This window comes from Stenotrophomonas rhizophila (genome assembly GCF_003651185.1).
Taxonomy (GTDB): domain Bacteria; phylum Pseudomonadota; class Gammaproteobacteria; order Xanthomonadales; family Xanthomonadaceae; genus Stenotrophomonas; species Stenotrophomonas maltophilia_Z.
In genome coordinates, this window is record NZ_RCDC01000004.1 from 2,029,317 (window position 1) to 2,048,693 (window position 19,377).

Annotated in this window: 19 protein-coding genes and 1 tRNA gene; 11 read left to right on the plus strand and 9 right to left on the minus strand. The window is 63.7% G+C overall.

The annotated features are described in order from the left end of the window. Positions 1-50 precede the first annotated feature (50 nt). The 3 genes from BCL79_RS09015 to BCL79_RS09025 all read right to left on the minus strand — a co-directional run bounded on the left by BCL79_RS09015 (position 51) and on the right by BCL79_RS09025 (position 5,455). On the minus strand, positions 51-2,642 hold the full coding sequence (locus BCL79_RS09015) for a methyl-accepting chemotaxis protein (RefSeq protein ID WP_121040135.1): 2,592 nt from the start codon (positions 2,640-2,642) through the stop codon (positions 51-53). Between the two features lie 330 nt (positions 2,643-2,972). Further along, positions 2,973-4,439 (minus strand): SulP family inorganic anion transporter, encoded by a 1,467-nt coding sequence (locus tag BCL79_RS09020; RefSeq protein WP_121040137.1) that lies wholly within the window; start codon positions 4,437-4,439, stop codon positions 2,973-2,975. A 176-nt stretch (positions 4,440-4,615) separates the two neighbouring features. Next, positions 4,616-5,455: a helix-turn-helix domain-containing protein gene (locus BCL79_RS09025; protein ID WP_121040139.1), complete on the minus strand. Its 840-nt coding sequence runs from the start codon at positions 5,453-5,455 to the stop codon at positions 4,616-4,618. A gap of 166 nt (positions 5,456-5,621) precedes the next feature. Here BCL79_RS09025 and BCL79_RS09030 point away from each other — a divergent pair, with 166 nt between their 5' ends. Then, entirely contained in the window at positions 5,622-7,823 is a 2,202-nt protein-coding gene (locus BCL79_RS09030; protein ID WP_121040141.1) for a TonB-dependent receptor, read from the plus strand. 33 nt (positions 7,824-7,856) lie between these two features. On the opposite strand, the gene BCL79_RS09035 is transcribed toward BCL79_RS09030, so the two are convergent. Then, the gene (locus BCL79_RS09035) at positions 7,857-8,906 is read right to left on the minus strand and encodes a DUF5694 domain-containing protein (RefSeq protein ID WP_259462123.1); all 1,050 of its coding nucleotides are present in this window, start codon (positions 8,904-8,906) and stop codon (positions 7,857-7,859) included. A gap of 193 nt (positions 8,907-9,099) precedes the next feature. Between BCL79_RS09035 and BCL79_RS20470 the strand changes: the two genes are divergently transcribed. Both BCL79_RS20470 and BCL79_RS09040 read left to right on the plus strand, forming a co-directional pair. After that, entirely contained in the window at positions 9,100-9,222 is a 123-nt protein-coding gene (locus BCL79_RS20470) for a hypothetical protein (RefSeq protein WP_259462124.1), read from the plus strand. 68 nt (positions 9,223-9,290) lie between these two features. Beyond that, the gene (locus BCL79_RS09040; protein WP_147433871.1) at positions 9,291-9,854 is read left to right on the plus strand and encodes a hypothetical protein; all 564 of its coding nucleotides are present in this window, start codon (positions 9,291-9,293) and stop codon (positions 9,852-9,854) included. Positions 9,855-9,882: 28 nt separating this feature from the next. On the opposite strand, the gene BCL79_RS09045 is transcribed toward BCL79_RS09040, so the two are convergent. Both BCL79_RS09045 and BCL79_RS09050 read right to left on the minus strand, forming a co-directional pair. Further along, positions 9,883-10,233 carry an outer membrane protein assembly factor BamE gene (locus BCL79_RS09045; RefSeq protein WP_070471870.1) on the minus strand — a complete coding sequence of 117 codons (351 nt, stop codon included), beginning with the start codon at positions 10,231-10,233 and terminating at the stop codon, positions 9,883-9,885. A gap of 11 nt (positions 10,234-10,244) precedes the next feature. Next, complete coding sequence (locus tag BCL79_RS09050) at positions 10,245-10,427, minus strand: hypothetical protein (protein WP_121040147.1); 183 nt, start codon at positions 10,425-10,427, stop codon at positions 10,245-10,247. Positions 10,428-11,022: 595 nt separating this feature from the next. Between BCL79_RS09050 and BCL79_RS09055 the strand changes: the two genes are divergently transcribed. After that, positions 11,023-11,424, plus strand: a complete 402-nt coding sequence (locus tag BCL79_RS09055) for a hypothetical protein (RefSeq protein ID WP_121040149.1) — start codon at positions 11,023-11,025, stop codon at positions 11,422-11,424. Between the two features lie 63 nt (positions 11,425-11,487). Here BCL79_RS09055 and BCL79_RS20295 read toward each other — a convergent pair. After that, positions 11,488-11,571 (minus strand) — tRNA-Ile (locus tag BCL79_RS20295). Positions 11,572-11,688: 117 nt separating this feature from the next. Here BCL79_RS20295 and BCL79_RS09060 point away from each other — a divergent pair. The 6 genes from BCL79_RS09060 to BCL79_RS09080 all read left to right on the plus strand — a co-directional run bounded on the left by BCL79_RS09060 (position 11,689) and on the right by BCL79_RS09080 (position 17,500). Beyond that, a complete protein-coding gene (locus BCL79_RS09060) occupies positions 11,689-12,990 on the plus strand; it encodes an integrase (protein WP_121040151.1) in 1,302 nt (433 codons plus the stop codon). Positions 12,991-13,195: 205 nt separating this feature from the next. Then, the gene (locus tag BCL79_RS09065) at positions 13,196-13,996 is read left to right on the plus strand and encodes a TIGR04255 family protein (RefSeq protein ID WP_121040153.1); all 801 of its coding nucleotides are present in this window, start codon (positions 13,196-13,198) and stop codon (positions 13,994-13,996) included. A 1-nt stretch (position 13,997) separates the two neighbouring features. Then, positions 13,998-14,588, plus strand: coding sequence for a hypothetical protein (locus tag BCL79_RS20070; protein ID WP_147433873.1), 591 nt, complete (start codon positions 13,998-14,000; stop codon positions 14,586-14,588). Positions 14,589-14,597: 9 nt separating this feature from the next. Then, positions 14,598-15,371, plus strand: coding sequence for a hypothetical protein (locus BCL79_RS09070; protein ID WP_147433874.1), 774 nt, complete (start codon positions 14,598-14,600; stop codon positions 15,369-15,371). A 412-nt stretch (positions 15,372-15,783) separates the two neighbouring features. Beyond that, positions 15,784-16,266: a LexA family protein gene (locus BCL79_RS09075; protein WP_121040158.1), complete on the plus strand. Its 483-nt coding sequence runs from the start codon at positions 15,784-15,786 to the stop codon at positions 16,264-16,266. After that, a complete protein-coding gene (locus BCL79_RS09080; protein ID WP_121040160.1) occupies positions 16,250-17,500 on the plus strand; it encodes a Y-family DNA polymerase in 1,251 nt (416 codons plus the stop codon). Before BCL79_RS09075 ends, BCL79_RS09080 begins: the two co-directional genes overlap by 17 nt. Before the next feature lie 68 nt (positions 17,501-17,568). On the opposite strand, the gene BCL79_RS09085 is transcribed toward BCL79_RS09080, so the two are convergent. Next, entirely contained in the window at positions 17,569-18,111 is a 543-nt protein-coding gene (locus BCL79_RS09085) for a hypothetical protein (RefSeq protein WP_121040162.1), read from the minus strand. Between the two features lie 195 nt (positions 18,112-18,306). Between BCL79_RS09085 and BCL79_RS09090 the strand changes: the two genes are divergently transcribed. Continuing rightward, on the plus strand, positions 18,307-18,972 hold the full coding sequence (locus BCL79_RS09090; RefSeq protein ID WP_121040164.1) for an SOS response-associated peptidase: 666 nt from the start codon (positions 18,307-18,309) through the stop codon (positions 18,970-18,972). Between the two features lie 36 nt (positions 18,973-19,008). Here the strand turns inward: BCL79_RS09090 and BCL79_RS09095 are convergent, their stop codons facing one another. Beyond that, positions 19,009-19,377 (minus strand): hypothetical protein, encoded by a 369-nt coding sequence (locus tag BCL79_RS09095; RefSeq protein ID WP_121040166.1) that lies wholly within the window; start codon positions 19,375-19,377, stop codon positions 19,009-19,011.

The following is a 19,377-nucleotide window of genomic DNA, read 5'->3' on the forward strand; positions in this document are numbered from 1 at the left end:
CCCGGCGGTGAGCACCGGGTGAACCGGCCCTGCCGGCGCGCCGGTCCGGATCAGAAGGTCTGCCAGTCCTCGCCGACCAGTGCCGCCGCAGGCACGCGCGCAGCGGTCCGCGCGGGGGTGGCACGACGCGCCGGTGTGCCCGCCGCCGCACTGGCCTGCAGGCGGAAGATCGCCACCGCCGTGCCCAGCTGCTGCGCCTGCTCTTCCATCGCGCGCGCGGCCGCCGTCGCTTCCTCCACCAGCGCGGCATTCTGCTGGGTAGTCTCGTCCATCTGGGTGATGGTCTGGTTGACCTGTTCGATACCGGCGGACTGTTCCTTCGAGGCTGCCGAGATCTCGGCCATGATGTCGTTGACCCGGCGCACGCCGGTGACGATCTCTTCCATCGTACGGCCGGCGGTCTGCACCAGGGCCGAGCCCGCGCTGACCTGGGTGACCGAGTCGTCGATCAAGGTCTTGATCTCCTTGGCCGCCCCGGCGGAGCGCTGCGCCAGTGCGCGCACTTCGGTGGCCACCACCGCGAACCCCCGGCCCTGTTCGCCGGCACGGGCGGCTTCCACCGCAGCGTTCAGCGCCAGGATGTTGGTCTGGAACGCGATGCCGTCGATCACCGAGATGATCTCGGCAATGCGCTTGGACGAGGCCTCGATGCCCGCCATGGTGGTCACCACCTGGCCGACCACCACACCGCCCTGCGAAGCCACCTCGGCAGCGCCGGCGGCGAGCTGGTTGGCCTGCACCGCGTGGTCTGCATTCTGGCGAACCGTGGAGGTGAGTTCTTCCATCGATGCGGCGGTCTCTTCCAGGCTGGCAGCCTGCTGCTCGGTGCGGCGCGACAGGTCGCTGTTGCCTGCGGCAATCTCGCCGGCGGCGAGGTTGATGCTGCCGGTGGCCTGCTGGATGCGGCCGACGATGTCGGTCAACTGCGCTACCGTGGTATCGGCATCGTCACGCATCCGCGCGAACACGCCATGGAACTCGCCGCGCATGCGCGCCGTGAGATCACCCGCGGCAATGGCACGCAGCAGCGCGGAAATCTGCTGCAGGTTGTCATCGCTGACCTGCATCATGGTGTTGAGGTTTTCGACCATCGCGCGGAAGTCGTGGTCAAAGCGCACCACATCGCCACGCTGGCTGAAATCCCCCACCGCCGCCGCCCCGGCCAGATCCCCGATCTGGGTATTGATGGCGCGCAGGTTGGCCTTGGTGGTATCCATTGCAGCAGTAAAGGCGGCCTGCTCGCCGGGCAGGCGGTCCATGTCCGGGCTCAGGTCACCGACCGCGTAGCGCTGCATCACTTCGACCAGGCGATGCGTGACCGCGATGTTGGCGCCCACCAGCTGGTTGGTGTCTTCCACCATCTTGCCGTACTCGCCCGGGAAGGTCTGCGCGTCCATGCGGTAGCTCAGCTCGCCCCCCTCATGTCGCTGGGCCATCTCACCCTGCGCGGCCATCACCGCGCGCAGCTGGCTGCGCATGCGCTGCATCGATTCGAGCAGGCGGCCGACTTCGTCATTACGCGCGGGCGGCAGCGGTGTATCCAGACGCCCCTCGGCCACCTCTGCGGACAGGCGGACGGCATCGGCCAACGGACGGATCGCCTGACGGCGCAGCAGCACGTACACGCTGCCGCTGAGCACCAGTGCCGCACCCAGACCAACGGCCAGGATGATCCACAGCAGCGCACGTGCCTGCGCAGTGATCAGCGCATGCGGCACGATCACACCCAGCGCGAAATGCTCTTCGCTGCCGCCGATGCGCAGCGGCACGTAGGTCTTCACGTTGCCTGCCGCATCCGGTTCGAAGGCATCAAAGGTCTTGTCTGCCTTGACCGCCGCCAGTACCTGCGTGGTCAGCGCATCCTCGCGGCGCTTGCCGATCTCGCTGGCGTCCTTCGCGGCCAGCACGATGCCGCCGGGCGAGATCAGTTCCACATGGCCTTCCTCCATGGGGCGCAGCGCGGCCAGGTGCTTCTGCAATGCGGCCAGCGCGAAGTCCACCGTCACGACCCCAAGGAAGCTGCCGTCATCGATCACTGGGGTGGACAGCGTGGTCATCAGCACCTTCTGACCGCCGATCTCGTAGGTGTAGGGCTCGGCGACGGTCTGCCGCTTGAGCGCCTTCGGCTTGAGATACCAGTCGCCATCGCCGGGCACGTCATAGCCGGTCAGCGCATCCTGCATCGGCGCGCCGTCGTGCCAGGCCCAGTAGCTCATGAACCGGCCGGTATCATCGTGTGCCTCGGCGCCGACGAACTCGGCATCCTTGCCATCGAAGGCGTCGGGTTCCCACAACGTGCCGAAGCCCACCCATTCCGGGTGCACCTGCACCTGCTGGTGGATCACCGCAGACACCGTCGCCCGCGACAGCGTTCCCGCAGCGCGCTGCACCAGCAGGTTCTGCGCCAGCGCCTGGCTGGTGGCGAAAGCACTGGAGAGATCACCACTCACCCGCAGCGCTTCGGCCTGGGCCTCGCTCTGCATGGTGTGGCGGGAGGCATCCACCAGCGACGCGCTGGCTTCGCGATAGCTGATGGCAGCGGTGACACCGAAGCAGAGCATGGCGATCAACGCCGTACCCAGCATCAGTCGGTTGGCGATGCTGCCAGGGCGCTTGGAAGCAGTGGGGCGGGACACGGGCATGGGGGCGGTTCCGGAAAAAGGGCATACCGGCGGACGCAGTCACGCGCCGCCACGGAAACACGCAGTCCATTGCGGGCCGGCACGCACGCGGTGCAATCACGGCGCGGCCAGCAGGGATCGATGCAACGTCGGATCAGCACAGGCAGCCCGCCGCCACTCCCGGGAGGGCTGGTCCTGTGCTGGGGGTCACCGCGTCGTACGCCACGGTGCCACCGCCCTGCCCTGTGGAGATGCCGCCTGCCCGCACCGTGACGGAGCTGGCCCAGAGAAGGGACTCAGCTGGATAACGGCGTCATCGGCGCGATGTTTAGCGCGGCTTCCTGACCGTGTTCAGTGAACGCCCGCACCACGCTCGCCGCGCCCCAGCCGCTCCACCAGCGTCTGGCTGGCCGCGTTGAGTCCGATCACCTCCACCTGCGCCCCGCGTGCGCGCAGTTTGCCGGTCACCCGTTCCAGCGCGCCCACGGCGCTGAGGTCCCAGAAGTGCGCGCTGCTCAGATCGATGGTCACGCGCTCAGGCACCTGCAGCAGGTCGAAGGCCGCCGCGAACTGCCCGGCCGAGGCGAAGAACACCTGCCCGCTGACCGTGTAGACACGGGTGCCGTCGGCCGTGTCGGCCTCGGCGATGTCCAGCATCCGTCCCACCTTGCGGGCGAAGAACAGCGCCGACAGCAGCACGCCGGTCAGCACCCCCTTGGCCAGATCGTGCGTGGCCACGGTGACGACCACCGTGCCCAGCATCACCACCGAGGAGCTTTTCGGATGCAGCCGGAACTCGGCGAACGAGCGCCAGTGGAAGGTGCCGATGCTGACCATGATCATCACCGCGACCAGCGCGGCCATCGGAATCTGCCGGACCCAATCCGCACCGTAGACCACCAGCAGCAGCAACAGCACGCCCGCCACCAGGCAGGACAATCGGCCACGGCCGCCGGAGGACACATTGATCACCGACTGCCCGATCATCGCGCAGCCGCCCATGCCGCCGAACAGCCCAGCGGTGATGTTGGCCAGGCCCTGCCCGGCGCACTCACGGTTGCGCTGGCTGGGGGTGTCGGTCATGTCTTCCACAATCTGCGCGGTCATCATCGACTCCAGCAAACCGACTACCGCCAGCGTGGCCGAGACCGGCAGCAGGATGCGCAATGTTTCCAAGGTGAGCGGCACGTCCGGCAGCAGGAAGGCCGGCAAACTGTCCGGCAGCGCGCCCATGTCGCCCACGGTGCGGATGTCCAGGCCGAGCCAGATCGACAGTGCGGTCAACACCACGATCGCCACCAGCGGCGAGGGCACCGCGCGGGTCAGCATCGGCAGCAGATAGATGATCGCCAGGCCGGCCGCGCATACGGCGTACACCGTCCATGGCATCCCGATCAGCTCGGGCAACTGCGCCAGGAAAATCAGGATGGCCAACGCGTTGACGAAGCCGGTGATCACCGAGCGCGAGACGAAGCGCATGAGTGCACCGAGCTTGAGCGCGCCGGCGACGATCTGCAGCAGCCCGGCCAGGATCGTCGCAGCCAACAGGTACTGCAGGCCGTGGTCGCGGACCAGATCGACCATCACCAGCGCCATCGCGCCGGTGGCGGCGGAGATCATGCCCGGCCGGCCACCGGCGATGGCGGTGACCACCGCGATGCAGAACGAGGCGTACAGGCCAACCTTGGGGTCGACCCCGGCAATGATGGAAAAGGCGATCGCTTCGGGAATCAGCGCGAGGGCAACCACGGCGCCGGACAGCAGATCACCGCGGATGTTGCCGAGCCATTGCTGGCGCAGCGGGTAGGACACAGACATGGACAGACTCCACGCACCGGCGATGCGCACGGCGCGTTGTGTGATGAAGACAAAGCACTCCCTGAGCCAGCGCAGAGGCCGGCGCGTCGTCAACGCGGTATCAGGGTGGCGTCATCACAGGGGTCCTGCCGGGGCAGCGGAAGCGGCGCGCAGGATAGCGCAGTCCTCCGATGGTCTCAAACACGGGCCGCCAGTTCACCTCGCGCGTTGCCTGCCCAGCGCGACGGTGCCTGCCCGGTCACCCGCCGGAACGCCGCGGCGAACTTGCCGGGGTTGGCATAGCCCATCGCCAAGGCGACCTCGGTGACGCTGCGGCCGGCCAGCAGCATCGGCTTGGCCGCCTCCATCCGGCGCCACGTGAGGTACGCGTAAGGCGTCATGCCGGTTGCGATCCGGAAGCCGCGGCTGAATCCGCTGGCCTCCTGCCCGACTTCCTGCGCCATGCGGGCAACGCCCAGATCGTCGCCGAGATGGGCATCGATCAGTTCCTGCACGCGCTTGAGGTGCGTCGGCGACAACGCGCGTCGCGTCGCGGGCGCCGCAACCGGCAGACCCGCCAACCGCTTCAGCACCAGGTCGACACCGTGCTCAAAGAACGCGGCAGAACCGGCATGTGCTTCGGCGCAGTGCCACAACGCCCCCATCACCGAGGCGATCACCGGGTCCTCCTGCAGCGCCGACGCCGCCCAATGCAGCTGCTCCACGCGCACACCGCGACCCTGCAGATGCCGCGCGTCGATCGCCAGGCCCAGCAGCGCCAGCGCTGGGCTGCGGAATTCGCCCGGGCAGTCCGGCAACACCACAGTGAACGCGCCTGCCCGCCAGGGCTGCGCGATGCGTCCAAGCGCCGTGCGCTGATACAACGCGCCACCGCCCGCCGTGAGCAGCCCGATGCGCAACGCACTGCCCTCACCCATCGCGCCCTGCGCCGCGGCGAACGTATGGCGGAGCATCAGCACCGAGCCGTCGGCATTGCCCACGCACGCGTCCAGCGGACCGCCACTTTCGGACGCCACGCGTGCAGCCAGGGCAGTCGTTGGTGAGGAAAAGGCGCAGGTCATCGGGTGTCCCGTTCTGGAGCGGCCGCTCCGGAAATGGAGCAGCGGCACCTGATTGTTACACAATAACATTCGCGATTCCTCCCCATCACCGTGGTGCGCGCCACCACCCCAGAGGCTCCTCGTGAAACACGCTGTACTTGCCGGCGCCGTGCTCGCCGCGCTTCAGTTGCTGCCCAGTGCGCCCGCCCAGGCCCAATCCACCCCGCCCGCCACGGCCACCGAGCTGGACGGCATCATGGTGACCGGCAGCAAACGCGATACGCCCTACCTCAAGAGCGACATGTCGGTCACCGTGCTCAACCGCGACGCACTCAAAGAAGCGCACGTCACCGAGTTCCGCGACCTGGACAAGCTGGCCCCCAACGTGAAGTTCAACGTGATGGGCCAGCTCAGCGACATGTTCATCTCCATTCGCGGCATCGAGTCCAACCCGTTTCTGGTCAACCGGGCCTCGGTCTATATCGATGGCATTCCGTTCCGCGAGCTGAGCAACGCGGTGTTGAACCATGTGGCGTCGGTGGAGATCCTGCGCGGGCCGCAGGGCACGCTCTACGGCGCCAACAGCGAATCCGGCCTGGTACTGGTGCGCACGCGTGCACCGTCGGCAACCACCGAGGGCGAGGTCAATGTCGGCGTCACCTCGTTCGGCAACGGCCACGGCAGCAGCGTGGATGGTTTCCTCGGCGGCGCGCTGGGCAACAGCGACCGGTTGTTCGGCTCGGTGGCGTTCATGGCCTCGGATGAAGACAGCCACCTCAAGAACCTCACGCCCTTCAACGGGGTCAACGGCAAGGTCAAGGAGACCTATCTGCAAGGCAAACTGCGCTGGGAGCCGACCGATACGCTGGCCATCAACGCGATCGCCTACCACCTGGGCACGCGTGCACCCGGGATGTTCGAGTACGAGTACCTGCCGCTGGATGTCGGCCTGTATAACCGTACCTACGGCGATCTCTACAACGGCGGCCGTCGTACCGGTGACTTCACCTACATCAACGATGCGCCCAAGCGCACCACAAAGAACGAAACCGTCGCCGGGACCAGCGCGCAATGGCAGTTGTCCCGCGGCACCCTGGATGCGGCATTGTCATATCGCCAGGAGGAAGACACCTCCGCCGGCTACGATTTCGACATGACTGCGACGCCCGCGCTGGCCGGCCGCATCTACGACAAGCAGCACAGCTGGAACGGCGAACTGCGTTTCAGCTCCCCCAGCGATCAAGCGCTGACCTACATCGCCGGCATCTCCACCTACCGGCACCACAAGGACTCCATCCTGGGCACGCTGGTCGGCCCGCCGTTGCGCGGCCTGGGCAGCTATGACCTCGCACCGCTGCAGGGCTCGGATGGCCAGGACTACAGCGTGTTCGGCACCGCCAGCTACACCCCACCCTCGCTGCCGAAACTGACCGCCAGCCTCGGTCTGCGCCATGAGCAGGCCAAGCGTTCCACCCGCCAGCGTGAAGGCACGCTCGACCTTGGCCCGGGCGGGCTGGTGTTCTATCGCGATGCCGAACTCGCACATACGTTCACCGCCACGCTCCCGCGCGTCTCACTGCGCTACGACGCCAGCGACACGCTCTCGTTCTACGCCGCATCCGCCAAGGGCTACATTCCGGGCGGCTTCAATCTGGCGGCCGCACAGAGCGACGTGGTCAACGACAAAGTGCTGCGCTACGAATCGGAAATGATGTGGAGCCACGAGCTCGGCTTCAAGAAGAACGTGCTCAACGGGCGCGGGCATATCGGTGGCGCGGTGTTCCACATCACCTCGGACAACTGGCAGGAGATCCAGCTGGCCACCGATGCCAACGGCCGGCCGATCTCCTCCGACTACGTAGGCTCGGATGCATCCATCCGCTCGCGCGGTGTGGAGCTGGAAGGCGCGCTGGAGGTCCTGCCCGGCCTGACGCTGATGGCAAATGCGGGTTACGTCGACGCCGAGTACCGCAAGCTGTTCGTCGGCGTCAATGAGAGTCTGGCCGGCAACGACGTCAAACTCACTCCGCAGTACACGGCGTATCTTGCCGCACGCTACCAGCACCGCTCCGGGCTGTTCGCGCGCGTGGAATCCTCTTTCAATGGCCGCATGGCGCTGGACGAACGCAATCGCGCCTACCAACCGGCGGTGGCCATCCTCGGCGTACAGCTCGGCTACGAAACCGGGCCGTGGAGCACGCGCGTGTACGTCGACAACCTGACCAACAAGCGGCGCATCAACGGGTTGATCTTCGACAACCTGGCGTTCGGCCGTGACGGCAACTACTACGGTCCCATCGACCGCCCGCGCATCGTCGGTGCGCAAATCGGCTATCGGTTCTGAGGCAGCGTGGAGGGGGCCGCGGGCGGTGCCCTCCTACTCCTTGAGAACGTCCTGTGCATCCACGATATCCACCCCCGAGACCTGCCGCAGCCAACCATCGAACCAAGGCTTGTGCGAAGCGCCGACGATGGAGAGCACGCGGGAGCCCGGGTGGTCGCGCACGACCTCGAGAATGTTGGCGACCATGCGCAGATTGCGGATCTCCCAGCCCTGCACCCAGATCTGAGGGTAGTGCTGCGGTGACACGGCGGCCAGCGTCGGGCGCACGTTGGACTCGGCGAGCACCTGCAGCGCCGCGGGCTCATTGACGCTGCGATACAGCGAGAGCAGATCGTTGGACGCGATGAAGGCCGCTTCGCGTTCCGTCATGGCATCGAACGTGGGGCCATACCCACTCCACGCCTGCTGGAGCGCCGCGCTGAACGCCTTGCGGTCCGCGATCTGATGATTGTCACCGGTATGGTCGTCGACCGCGTACACGCGCTGCAGGCCGAGCCGCGCGGCCAGGACCGCGGCGATCTGGTAGCTCTCGTTCTTGCGCGCTTGAATCTGCTTGAGCAGCTCGACCAGGGTGCCATCCAGGCCATCGCCCGCGCGTCGCTCGGCCACGGGCAGCTGCAGCCACTGCACGTACGCAGACGCCCGTTCGCCAGCGGCAAGGAACAGGGCGGCCAGTTGGCGACGCTGCGCAGGCGTGGGCGACGCCGGCCAGGTTGCGAACGTCTTGTTGACCTGCACGATCGCGGCAGGCACATCCAGCCCCGTAGCGGTCTTCGCGGTCTCCGTGCTGGCGCAGTAGTCATCGCCGTAGACCGCCGCATGGCGCTTGGCCAGGTCACACTGCTCGCCGCTGATGGCTTCGATGGTGATGTAGCCGGGCTTGAAGGCTGCGAGCCTGTCCAGCAGCGGATACAGTGCTTTGGGATCGAAGGCCTCGTGCTCGCTGAGGTGGACGCTGCCCAGCACGAGGACGTCGGTGCGTGGGCCGACCATGTCCTTGTCCAGGTTCGCCAGGTCGATCTGCGCCTGGGCGCAGAACGGGGTCAGGGCCATCACGCAGGCCGACAACACGCGTTGCTTCATGCATCACCCCCGGGGAAGTCCGTGACAGCCTTTCTAGCAGGCAGATGCGGCGCCGGCCACGTGCCGGATGGCATAGGGGTCCAAAGGCGCTGTGCGAGCGTTCTTTCCGGCTTATGGGCTCCAGCACCCAGTTCCCGATGCCGCCTACGGACAAAAATAGTAGGATTGAAGCAACCAACGGAAGGTCTTACGCATGGGCAGTTTCAGTATCTACCACTGGATCATCATCGGCGGCTTGATGCTCATCCCGGTCGCCATCGCAGCGGTGATCGCCATCGTCGTCCTCAGCCTGCGAAAGAAGTCACCCAACCGCTGACGAGCGCCCCCTGCCGGGTCAGAATGGCCGGCTCCCCGGGTATTGCGGGGTGACTCAAGGGATCCGGCATGGCGACAAGAAACAACACGGTCGAGTGGATCACGGGGGTATTGCTGCTCATCTTCTTTGCCATGCTGTTCGGTATCCCCAACAGCTCACCGTGGTTCGGGCTGGTGTTCGTGTACCTGATGGCCGCCGCGCTGTTCATCGTAGGCAGCATGCTGTGGAGTGCGTTGCGCAGCCGCCGCGCAGCACTGGCATTAGGTCGCATGCCACCCACGCGCGCACTGCACACCCGCGAGGCGAAAGCGCTGGAGTGGTTCGGCCAACCCGAGCGCATCGTTTGGCGCATGCCGCGCGGGAACGTGATCGATCTGATCAAGGCGACACGGGCCGCAGGCAGCCGGCCGGTAGTGCGCACACTTCGCGGGCCGTATCGCGTGATGGTGCGCGCCCGGCATCACGAGCGGCATGACTTCATCGGCGATGTGGAGGTACTCATGCTGCCGGGGGCGGATCGCTACCTGCGCGAGAACAACGAGGCCGACGTGTTGCTGTGCGGAAGGTTCGCGGTGGTGCTCGCGTTGAATGGTGCGTGGCGGATCGACCAGGCGCCATCGCTGTTGCGATGACGCGCGTGCGCATCGCGTTGTCGTTCAATCAGTAGCGCGGCTTGATTGGCTCACTGGAATCCAGGTACCCCGCGGCGAGAGCCTTCTCGCAGGCGATATAGCCTGCGTTGACGACGCGCCCCTGCGCGTTGAAGACCACATAGTAGGGCGAGGTGTTGCCGCGGTTGCGCAGGAGATAGTTGTAGCAGACGCCGTTGATGCCGGGCACCACCATTGCATCCAGCGGCCGTCCCGCGGCGCTCAGGACTGACTCGCGGGTCGCCCCCTGCTGCAGCGAACTGATCACGACCGGATTGCCGCGGTCATATTGAAGAACGCTGGGCATGCATGCGGACAGACCCGCGCAGACACCACACGCCAGCAGGATCGCCTTGGTCATGGGGGCGGCGCTCACTGCCGGCGCGCACGCGCTGCCGCCGCGTTGGCGTCGCGGATGCGCTGGTTGCGCGCCTGCTTGTCATAGTCATCCTTTGCCTGCATCACGCCACCGGCCGCCTGGATCCAGCTGCTGGTTGTGCATCCGGACACAAGTAATGTCGCGGCAAGGGCTGCCGGGATAATGAGAAACTTCATGAATCAACCTCTCTGAAAGCCATCGACACGTGGCCGATGGAAAGCTGCGCCGCACGACCGGCAAGCGCACATGAAGCGATGCGAAAAACTAAATCGCGAAATCGGTGAAGCCATTACTGGCGCCGCAAACCGGGGCGGAACGATAGTTGACACACAATTAACAAAAACGAAATGTGCCGTGCTTCTATTTTTGTATATTCCTATTCCATGCGATTTCATGCCCAGTGCAGGACGTCGCGACAGAAGTTTCCGGTGAAACCTTCAATGACGCACTGCCCACGGGCTCATGGGTGTTGGCATCTGATCCTGGCCGCAGCATGCTGAGAGCAGCAGATGCCTTATAAATCTAAGCTCAGCCGACGCTGGGTTTTCAGGGGACCGGATACACGATGAAACGCAAGGTAGTTGTAGTGGCGTCTGTCATGATTGTCGCGTTGTCAGGAACGATGCCAGTGCCACGACGACATACGAACTGGTTGAAACAAATCTGCGTTGTCAGATTGATCGCGAGGCCTCCGCCACCACGGGTCACGTCAGGAGTACGACCGACGAGCTCTGCAAGGATCTTTGGCTTGAGCCGCTGAGTCGTGAAGAGGTGTTCACCGCGATCACCCATGCCGCCGAGCATGGAAACATCCGCGCCCAGCTCGATTACGCGCTATACGCTTCGAGGATTTTTGAAGACGAACATAACTCGCTGGATCCGGATCTGATCCGTGACTACAAGCAGAACACCGTTAGATTCCTCGAGTCCGCGGGAGCGGCCGGCGAATCGAACGCATATGTGCGTTTGAGCGACATCTACAAGAACGGCACATTGGCCTCGAAAGACCCGGTCATGGCCTATGCATACGCGGAAGCATACTTCCGCACAGGTTCAAGTCGCTATGGCGCCTCGTTCTTGAACAATGCCGCAGCTGGTCTGGACGGCGCCCAATTGCGCCGCGGCAAGGAACTCGCAAATCACCTTCTCAACAAAAGAAGTGCGTCGCCGTGACTATGGAAGAAGCTGTCGCACCTGCGAATCGGCAGTGCGGTTGATGCCAAGTGCCTGATTCGATGGTGGGCCCACCAGGATTCGAACCTGGAACCAAAGGATTATGAGGCCTCTATGGGGCTTCCATGACCTTCCATGAGCGGACCCGCTTTAAGCTAAGTGGTTGATTTTCTCAGGCTATGCGACCACCTGCGCCCATCATCGTCCACCTCTTTCCAGGGACAAACGGTCACCGAGCGGTCACCAATGGGCGCAATGAAGGGAATGCTTACAGCGAAGGGGCTCGCCGCTCTGCCGGCGGGCGAATGGGCTTCCGATCCGGCCCCGCGCGGAGCGGGCTGCCTGGACGTTCGCAAGCTGGCAGGCGGGCAGCTGCGATTCTATTACCGATACACCAAGGCCAACGGCCAGCGGGACCGCCTGCTGATCGGCACCGGCCTGGCACTGACCGCGGCGCGCGAGTCAGCGGCGGCGTTGTCCCGCCGGTATCAAGCCGGCGAACGGGATCTGCGCGATGCGATCGCGGCCGAGACAGCTGCAGCGGAACGTGCGAAGGCCGACGCCTTGGCCGAGTCGACGCGCCGCTCCGGAGCAACCCTGGGCGCGCTGATGATGGCTTACGCCCAGAGCTTGGAGGATGCCGGCAAGGTCTCCGCCGCAGCAACCCGCGCTGCCATCAGGCGCCACATCGAAGAACCGTGGCCGGCCCTGTGGGCGCGTCCCGCTTCTGAGCTCGAATTGGATGATCTGCTCCCCATCCTGTCCCGCATGGTGCGCGGCAAGAAGCTGCGCGAAGGCGGCAAGATCCGTTCGTACCTGCGTGCGGCCTATGCGGCGGCGATCGCGGCAAAGCAGGATGCGGCCGCCCCTGATGCACTGCGCGCGCTCAACGTGTCCAGGAACCCCGCGCGCGACCTTGCGACCCTCGACAGCGGACAGCCGCGCGACCGGGTGCTTTCGGTGGCCGAGCTTCGCGCGTACTGGCGAAGGATCGAGGCCATACCCGGACGGCAGGGCGCGCTCCTGCGCTTCCACCTGCTGACCGGCGGCCAGCGCATCGCACAGCTGATCCGCTTGCAGTGGTCAGATCACGCTCACGACGCAGACACCGGTACCGGGTCCGTGCGCCTGCTCGACATCAAGGGCCGGCGCCGGCTCCCTCGAGTGCATCTGGTGCCCTTGCTCCCACGGATGGCCATGGATCTCGCCACCCTGCGAGGAGATAGTGACGGGCCACACCTGTTCTCGCTCACCGCCGGGAAGACGCCCGCCACCTATGACGAGTTGCGAGGAATCATGGACCCAGTCGTGGCAAACATGGTGACCGCCGGTGAGCTGGCATCGCCGTGCACCCCAGGTGACCTGCGCCGCACAGTGGAAACGCGGCTCGCGGCGCTGGGCCTGTCCGAAGAGGTTCGTGGTCACCTGCAGTCACACGGCCTGAGCGGCGTCCAGAAGCGGCACTACAACTTCTTTGAGTACGATGCGGAGAAGCGCGCTGCCGTTGAGGCGCTGCTGGATCTGCTCACCGGCAAAGCAGCAGCTGTGGTGTGTTCAAGCGGCTAGGCACAAGACTTGCCTTCCGCGCGAGCTGACGTGGGATCCTCTAGGCACAAGCCAATGCAATTGCCGAACTCGTCACTATTTTCAATAGATACAGTTACTTAAGCATCGCCCTCCCCAGCGGCCAGGTCTTCAGGAGGCCGTGACCAATTTCACACAAAAAAGTGTCAACTTATGTGTAAAATGGCGTCACCCCCGAGGAACTGACATGGCCAAGCTCTCTAAGGCTCCCGTCTTCTACACCGTCGTGCAGGTGCTTCACAGCCCCATCCTTAAGTTGGATGCTCTGATACCTGAGCTCCAAGATCAGCTCCGTAAGGAGGGGTTCCCAGGATACTCAGCGTCAATACAGACTGGCTTTGAGGTGAAGGCCGATCCGACCGGGACGACTGAGCCAAAAATCAGCCAGAAGCAGACGATCGCGCATGTGTTTGCTTCAAGGGATTCCACTCATTCTATCGTGCTACGCGAACAGTCACTTTCGTATCAAACGGTTGAGTTTGATTCCATGTCTGTATTTGAGCGCGCACTGGCAAAAGCAATTGAGGTTACATCAAGGATTCTCGAGCCAGACTCGTATACGAGGATCGGCATGAGGCTTCTGGATGCAGTGGCGCACCCTAGCGACGACCTCACTCGTTACATCCGCCCAGAGTTTCTTGGTCTTGTCGGCACATTGGGAGATGAATGGGATGCAGACTACACATTCAACGAAACGTTACTGATTAAAGAAGAAAGACGTATCAAGGCCAGAGTATTATCTAGATCCACACAACTTTCCTATCCAGCGGATCTCATACATATTGCACCCCCAATTCCCGAAAGATTTCGTGGCATTGAAGGTGTGCATGCAATGATTGACTCGGACGCAATCTTCGGAGGACAGAATGGGTTTGCTAGAGAATTCGATGGCGCGGAAATTTTAACTCACCTCAAGGCACTAAAGTCCGACTTGAGCGAAGTTTTTAGGTCGATAGTTACACCAGAGGCATTGGAGGACTGGAAATAAAATGGCCTTCATCAAACATAGCAAAAAAACTAAGAATCTTGCCACGGCAGCCATTTTTGCTGGCGTCATGATGACTGGCACCGGTGGCAGTCTTTATGCCGGCACTGATCCTCACGGCTATATGGTGCCTGGGGTCGAGCGAGTCGAAGACCATGGGAGTAACAGCCAGGTACGACGTGAGGTGGTCGCACCGATCCGCGACCAATTGGAAGTCATTACCAAAGGACTTCAGACAACCAGCGCAAACTTGGCAAGAGCCATGGGCGTTTCACGAACCACCATCTATAACTGGATGAAGGATAACTCCGCACCTGGCTCTGCCGTGCAGATCAAGCTGGATCAACTGGCAGATGCTGGGCGCAAGCTGTCCGAAGCGGGCATTCCAGCCAAGAGCTCACTGGCACTATCCATACACTCAGGAAAGAATTTTTGGGAGGCGTTTGCTGCTGGCTCTTCAGCAGATGCGCTCATTAAGAATATTCTTGCATCGCACCAGGAACGCGCTAGTCAGCGGGAACTGATTGCTGCTCGATTGGCTGAGAAGAGGTCGCGAGGTAGCCTTCGCCGACTGGATGATGTCGACCTGACCTGAGCCGCTAACATGAGCGAAGAAAGGAATCTAAGTTGGTGGCAAGGAGCCCTAGCGATGCTAGATGGCACGCTAGGGGTTTTGATTAGCCATGACTGCGACATCGCGGCTGAAAGTTCCGTTGAGCCGAAGATCGAGTGGATCCCGGCTACGGCTTCGTCAACGGATGGATCTAAAACTTACGGAAAGAATCCGCGCATTCTCGAGCTTTCCTGCGGAGCAAACACCGGCAGCGCCCAATGCTTGCACTTCGACGTGCGCAGCAAGACGACACCTGACAAGCAACATTTTTTCCAGAATGCTGCCCTTTTTGAGCAACAATTTTCCGCTGACCAACTAGTGATTCTGCGCAGATGGCTTTCCGCGCGCTACGGAAGGTCAGCATTCCCTGACGCGTTCGAATCCGCAATGGATCGGGTCAGATCTAAGGTTGACGAACTTTCGAAGAAGAGCGGAGGTGGCATTCGCGCACTCTATTTCGACGTCGATGATGGGCACATGACTGAGCGCGAGACGGAAGGCGATCCGTACGAACTCTTGGTCTACGTAGTCTATCCTATGGAGACTCCGATCAAGATAGCTGAAGAATTCGCCACCAAGCTGTCAGCTATTTTTAGCAGCAAGTTCAAGACTAGCGGCGTGTGGAATGGCATTGAACTAGTTTCTTGCGACGCAATATGTGAAGATAATTTTTCGCTCCTTCTTGCCAACAGCACTAAAACTTGGCGCGTCGATCATAGAAGCTTGGCAACTCCGGGAGCGTCTGTTCCAGAACCGGATAGGTGAGCTAAAGGATTCGCCAAAAGCTCAGAAGGGAAGATCTTCTATCAGTTCCGAGATGGAATAAATGCCCGCTGCGCGTTGTTCGTCGCTAGCGGTTGCCCTCAACCGTCGCGCGCTCTGCCGACGGCGAGCACGAGCTCGCCAACTCCCCGAGGTGTCCCGTTCAAGGTCCGATGCACGCTGCAGCTTGGCCTCTGCCTGGGCCTCCAATGAGGCCTGATCCTTCTGCCTTTTCGCCATTGCAGCAGGATACCGGGGCGCTGTCGCGCAGGTCGCGACTGGCGCGGAGCCGGCACCATGGCGGCGGAACACGTTTAGCAGCGGCCGGACCCGCCCTCACAGCCAGTCATTAGTAATTGTACTAATATGCGTTCCGTCTCGACTCGTGAGACAAGCCGCTCCCAGAGTACGCCCCATGCAGTCCCTCCCCTTCCCCCACACCTTGGCGTGGCCCGTCGGGCCCGCCCTGATCGACGGCCCGGCGCAGTTCGTGCCCCTTGCCGCCGCGCGCGCGCGGCTGGGCTTCCCGTCGCCGGCCGACGACTTCATGGACGAGGCCATCGACCTGCACCGCCTGCTGGTGCGCAACCCGGCCGCCACCTTTCTCTACCGCGCCGATGGCTGGTCCATGAGTGGCGCCGGCGTGAGCGACGGGGACATCCTGGTGGTGGACCGGTCGGTTACTCCGCAGGCCGGTGACCTGGTCATTGCTATCTGGGACGGGAACCAGCCCAGCTGCAAGGTGCTTCAGCTGTTCGAGAGCCACATGGAGCTGCACTCGGCCAACCCCGACTTCCCGCCCATCGTGCTCGAGCAACCCACCGAGGTTGAGGTATTCGCCGTCGTGGGGGTCGTCCGCCAGATCAAGCGCCGGAGCTGCCATGTTCGGGCTCGTTGACGGCAACAACTTCTATGCCAGCTGCGAGCGCGTGTTCCAGCCGGCGCTGCGCGGCGTTCCGCTGGTGGTGCTGAGCAACAACGACGGGTGCGCGATCGCGCGCTCGGCCGAAGCCAAGGCGTTGGGCATCAAGATGGGCCAGCCGGCTCATGAGCTGAAGCACCTGGTGCGCCGCCACGGGCTTCAGATGCGCTCGGCAAACTTCGGTCTGTACGGCGACATGAGCGCCCGCGTCGTGACCATCCTGCGCGAAGCCGCGCCCCGGGTGGAGGTCTACAGCATCGATGAGAGCTTCATCGACCTTGAAGGTGTGCGGAACCGAGAACGATTCGCCCGGGATCTGCGGCAGCGCGTGCATCGGTGGACCGGCATTCCGAACTGCATCGGAATCGGCCCCACGAAGACCTTGGCCAAGCTGGCCAACAAGGTGGCCAAGGGCGCAGACGGCGTGATTGACCTCGGGGAAGCCCGTTGCCGCGACGCGGTGCTGCGCACGTTTCCGGTCGGCGATCTCTGGGGTGTAGGGCGCCGGCTGGCGCCGCGGTTGGAAGCCATGGGCATCAGCACCGCCGCTGCGCTGCGCGACGCGCCGGCGGACGACATCCTGGCCGCCTTCGGGGTGACGCTGGCGCGCACTCAGCGCGAGCTTCAGGGGCATCCCTGCATGGAGCTGGAGGAAGTGGAGCCGGATCGCCAGCAGATCATGGTGAGCCGATCATTTGCAGACCGCGTGGAGGACCACGATGCAGTTGCCCAAGCGCTGGCCACCTTCGCTGTGCGCGCATGCGAGAAGCTGCGCGCTCGGGGCCTGGTCACCGCCGGCGTTTGGGTGTTCGCCCATTCCGACGTGTTCCGGCCGGAACTGCGGCAGCACAACGCAAGCAGGACTGTTGGCCTGCCTGCGTCAACCGCGGACACCACCATTGTGCTGGGTGTCGTGCGCAAGTTGCTGCGCGGCCTGCTCCGCGACGGCATCGGATACAAGAAGGCAGGGGTGGCGCTGCTCGACTTGGCCCGCCCGGATGAGCTGCAGGCGGATCTATTCGGGCCGACGGTGGTCGGCAACGAGAGGCTGATGGTCACCTTGGACCGGATCAACCAGAAGTTCGGGCGCGGCACCGCCGGCCTTGGCGCATCGGGTTGGCAGGCGCGGCCAGCGTGGGGCATGCGGCAGCAGATGCTCTCGCCGAACTACACGACCTCCGTGCACGAGATCCCGCCGGTGCGCTGCTGAAGGCGGCGCTGCCCCGCAAAGGGCACTCAAGCGGGCCGTCTGCCCGCCACTGCAGGACTCTATCCGGATTACGGCAGGCCGAAACCGTTCTCCAAATTTTGCATCACCAGATACTTTACGATCAGCGACACGATCCCTCCAGAAACCATCTTGAAGTCCCACTCAGGGCCTTTGGTACCAAAGTCAATTTTCTCGCCGCCACGGCTGTGGACCCGGATAGATGACTTGCGCATTTCATAGAATTCCGGGTCAACGGCGGCCCGCGCCGTTTCGTACTTGTCGACCAGGTTGTCGATGTCAGGCTGCTTCAGGGTCCAGCCGGCCCTGTGGGCGAACTTGTTCCTGATCTGATTGAGCGCCGTGGCTGCAAAGCACAGCTCCTTCGGAAAACCCAGCGCGGCCGCCAGCGCGACCTTATGAGAGAAATTCTGAGGAAGAGAACCAGCGACCTCCCACATGTCGTCGGCAACATTCGCCACGAGGAAAAGCTCGATTTGTTGCTCGACCTGGAGCTGCGCCCTCAGAACCGCTCCGAGCACGTCTTCCGTTTCTAAGGCGGCCACCAAATGCTCCAGCCCGGCCAGAGACTCCACCTCGATTCGCTTCGCCATTCATGTCTCCCAATGATGTGCCGACAAGGCACGCAGGGGCAGCGTGACATGGCAGTCCCTTATCGTGTCAAGGACGCGGGAGATTGCTGCAGCAATAACCACTCCGATCATAGGCCCCCGTCGAGCAACCGCGCGGCGCTAGGGCGGCATGCCCCTACACGCGCTGGGCACGGGCGGCAGGGCTACCCTCCGGTCATGTGCGGAAGATTCGTCCAGCTGCCCGTTGTCGACCTCGGCCTGCCCGGCCTGGCGGACCTTGCCCCGGGCTTGGCCGACATCCAGCCGAGCTTCAACCTGGCGCCGACGCAGCGCGCGTCCGTGATCCTCGATCGCGGCACCGGCCTGCAGGTCACCCGGCTGTCGTGGGGCCTGCTGCCCTTCTGGGCCAAGGCCAAGAAGCTGCAGGGCTCCACGATCAACGCCCGCATCGAGACGGTGGCCACCAAGCCGGCCTTCCGGTCCGCGTTCAAGAAGCGCCGCTGCCTGATCCCCATGGCCGGGTACTACGAGTGGTCGGTCAACGCCGAAGACGGCAAGAAGGATCCGTGGTTCATCCACGCGACCGGGCAGCTGCTGGCGGCCGGCCTCTGGGAAGACACCAGCCCCCTGCTCGACCCGGACAACCTAGGCACCTTCACTGTGATCACCGGCGACAGCAGCGGCGTGTCGGCCGATATCCACGACCGCATGCCGGTGTGGCTGACGGCAGGCCAAGCCGATGAGTGGCTGGCGGCCGCGCCCGACGACGCGATGGCGATGCTGCTGGCCAGCGAGCCGCCGGCGATGGAGGCCTATCGCGTCAGCCGGGCAGTAAACACCCCGCGCAACAATAATGAACAGCTGCTGGAGCCCGTGAGCTAGCTGGCTGCCGGATGCGCCTACCGCCCCTTCTGCCCGCTATAACACGACGGCGAGGGACTCGCCCTCACCGCCGGTCTGCTCGTCAACAGGCGCCGTCTCCGCATCCCACACTCGCTCGGTGGCCGCCTTGATCATCGCCATCAGCTTCCAGCCGGGCTCCACCAGCCCTTCGCCGGTGAATGGGTCGGTGATGGCGTATTCGCCACCGATCAGCCCCGCTATATCGTGCCGGATCGTCCGCTCATACCCGCGCGTGTTGACCATTCCGGTCTCCCGATCCCAGTCCACTCGCTCGAAGTGGAAAAGCACCGGGCCGGTGTTGGTGCGGAAGTCCCACTGCACATCGATGCGGGTGGCGAACATCTCCACCGCGTTGTTGCCGCTTTCCGATTGGATCAGAGACAC

Excerpts from the sequence above, each read along its gene's own strand:
- BCL79_RS09065 (WP_121040153.1), top strand. The coding sequence starts at position 13,196 with ATGGCCAAGCTCTCTAAGGCTCCCGTCTTCTACACCGTCGTGCAGGTG.
- BCL79_RS20070 (WP_147433873.1), top strand. The coding sequence starts at position 13,998 with ATGGCCTTCATCAAACATAGCAAAAAAACTAAGAATCTTGCCACGGCA.
- BCL79_RS09090 (WP_121040164.1), top strand. The coding sequence starts at position 18,307 with ATGTGCGGAAGATTCGTCCAGCTGCCCGTTGTCGACCTCGGCCTGCCC.
- BCL79_RS09020 (WP_121040137.1), bottom strand. The coding sequence starts at position 4,439 with ATGTCTGTGTCCTACCCGCTGCGCCAGCAATGGCTCGGCAACATCCGC.
- BCL79_RS09080 (WP_121040160.1), top strand. The coding sequence starts at position 16,250 with ATGTTCGGGCTCGTTGACGGCAACAACTTCTATGCCAGCTGCGAGCGC.
- BCL79_RS09060 (WP_121040151.1), top strand. The coding sequence starts at position 11,689 with ATGCTTACAGCGAAGGGGCTCGCCGCTCTGCCGGCGGGCGAATGGGCT.
- BCL79_RS09085 (WP_121040162.1), bottom strand. The coding sequence starts at position 18,111 with ATGGCGAAGCGAATCGAGGTGGAGTCTCTGGCCGGGCTGGAGCATTTG.
- BCL79_RS20470 (WP_259462124.1), top strand. The coding sequence starts at position 9,100 with ATGGGCAGTTTCAGTATCTACCACTGGATCATCATCGGCGGCTTGATG.
- BCL79_RS09035 (WP_259462123.1), bottom strand. The coding sequence starts at position 8,906 with ATGAAGCAACGCGTGTTGTCGGCCTGCGTGATGGCCCTGACCCCGTTC.
- BCL79_RS09040 (WP_147433871.1), top strand. The coding sequence starts at position 9,291 with ATGGCGACAAGAAACAACACGGTCGAGTGGATCACGGGGGTATTGCTG.
- BCL79_RS09050 (WP_121040147.1), bottom strand. The coding sequence starts at position 10,427 with ATGAAGTTTCTCATTATCCCGGCAGCCCTTGCCGCGACATTACTTGTG.
- BCL79_RS09070 (WP_147433874.1), top strand. The coding sequence starts at position 14,598 with ATGAGCGAAGAAAGGAATCTAAGTTGGTGGCAAGGAGCCCTAGCGATG.
- BCL79_RS09045 (WP_070471870.1), bottom strand. The coding sequence starts at position 10,233 with ATGACCAAGGCGATCCTGCTGGCGTGTGGTGTCTGCGCGGGTCTGTCC.
- BCL79_RS09015 (WP_121040135.1), bottom strand. The coding sequence starts at position 2,642 with ATGCCCGTGTCCCGCCCCACTGCTTCCAAGCGCCCTGGCAGCATCGCC.
- BCL79_RS09075 (WP_121040158.1), top strand. The coding sequence starts at position 15,784 with ATGCAGTCCCTCCCCTTCCCCCACACCTTGGCGTGGCCCGTCGGGCCC.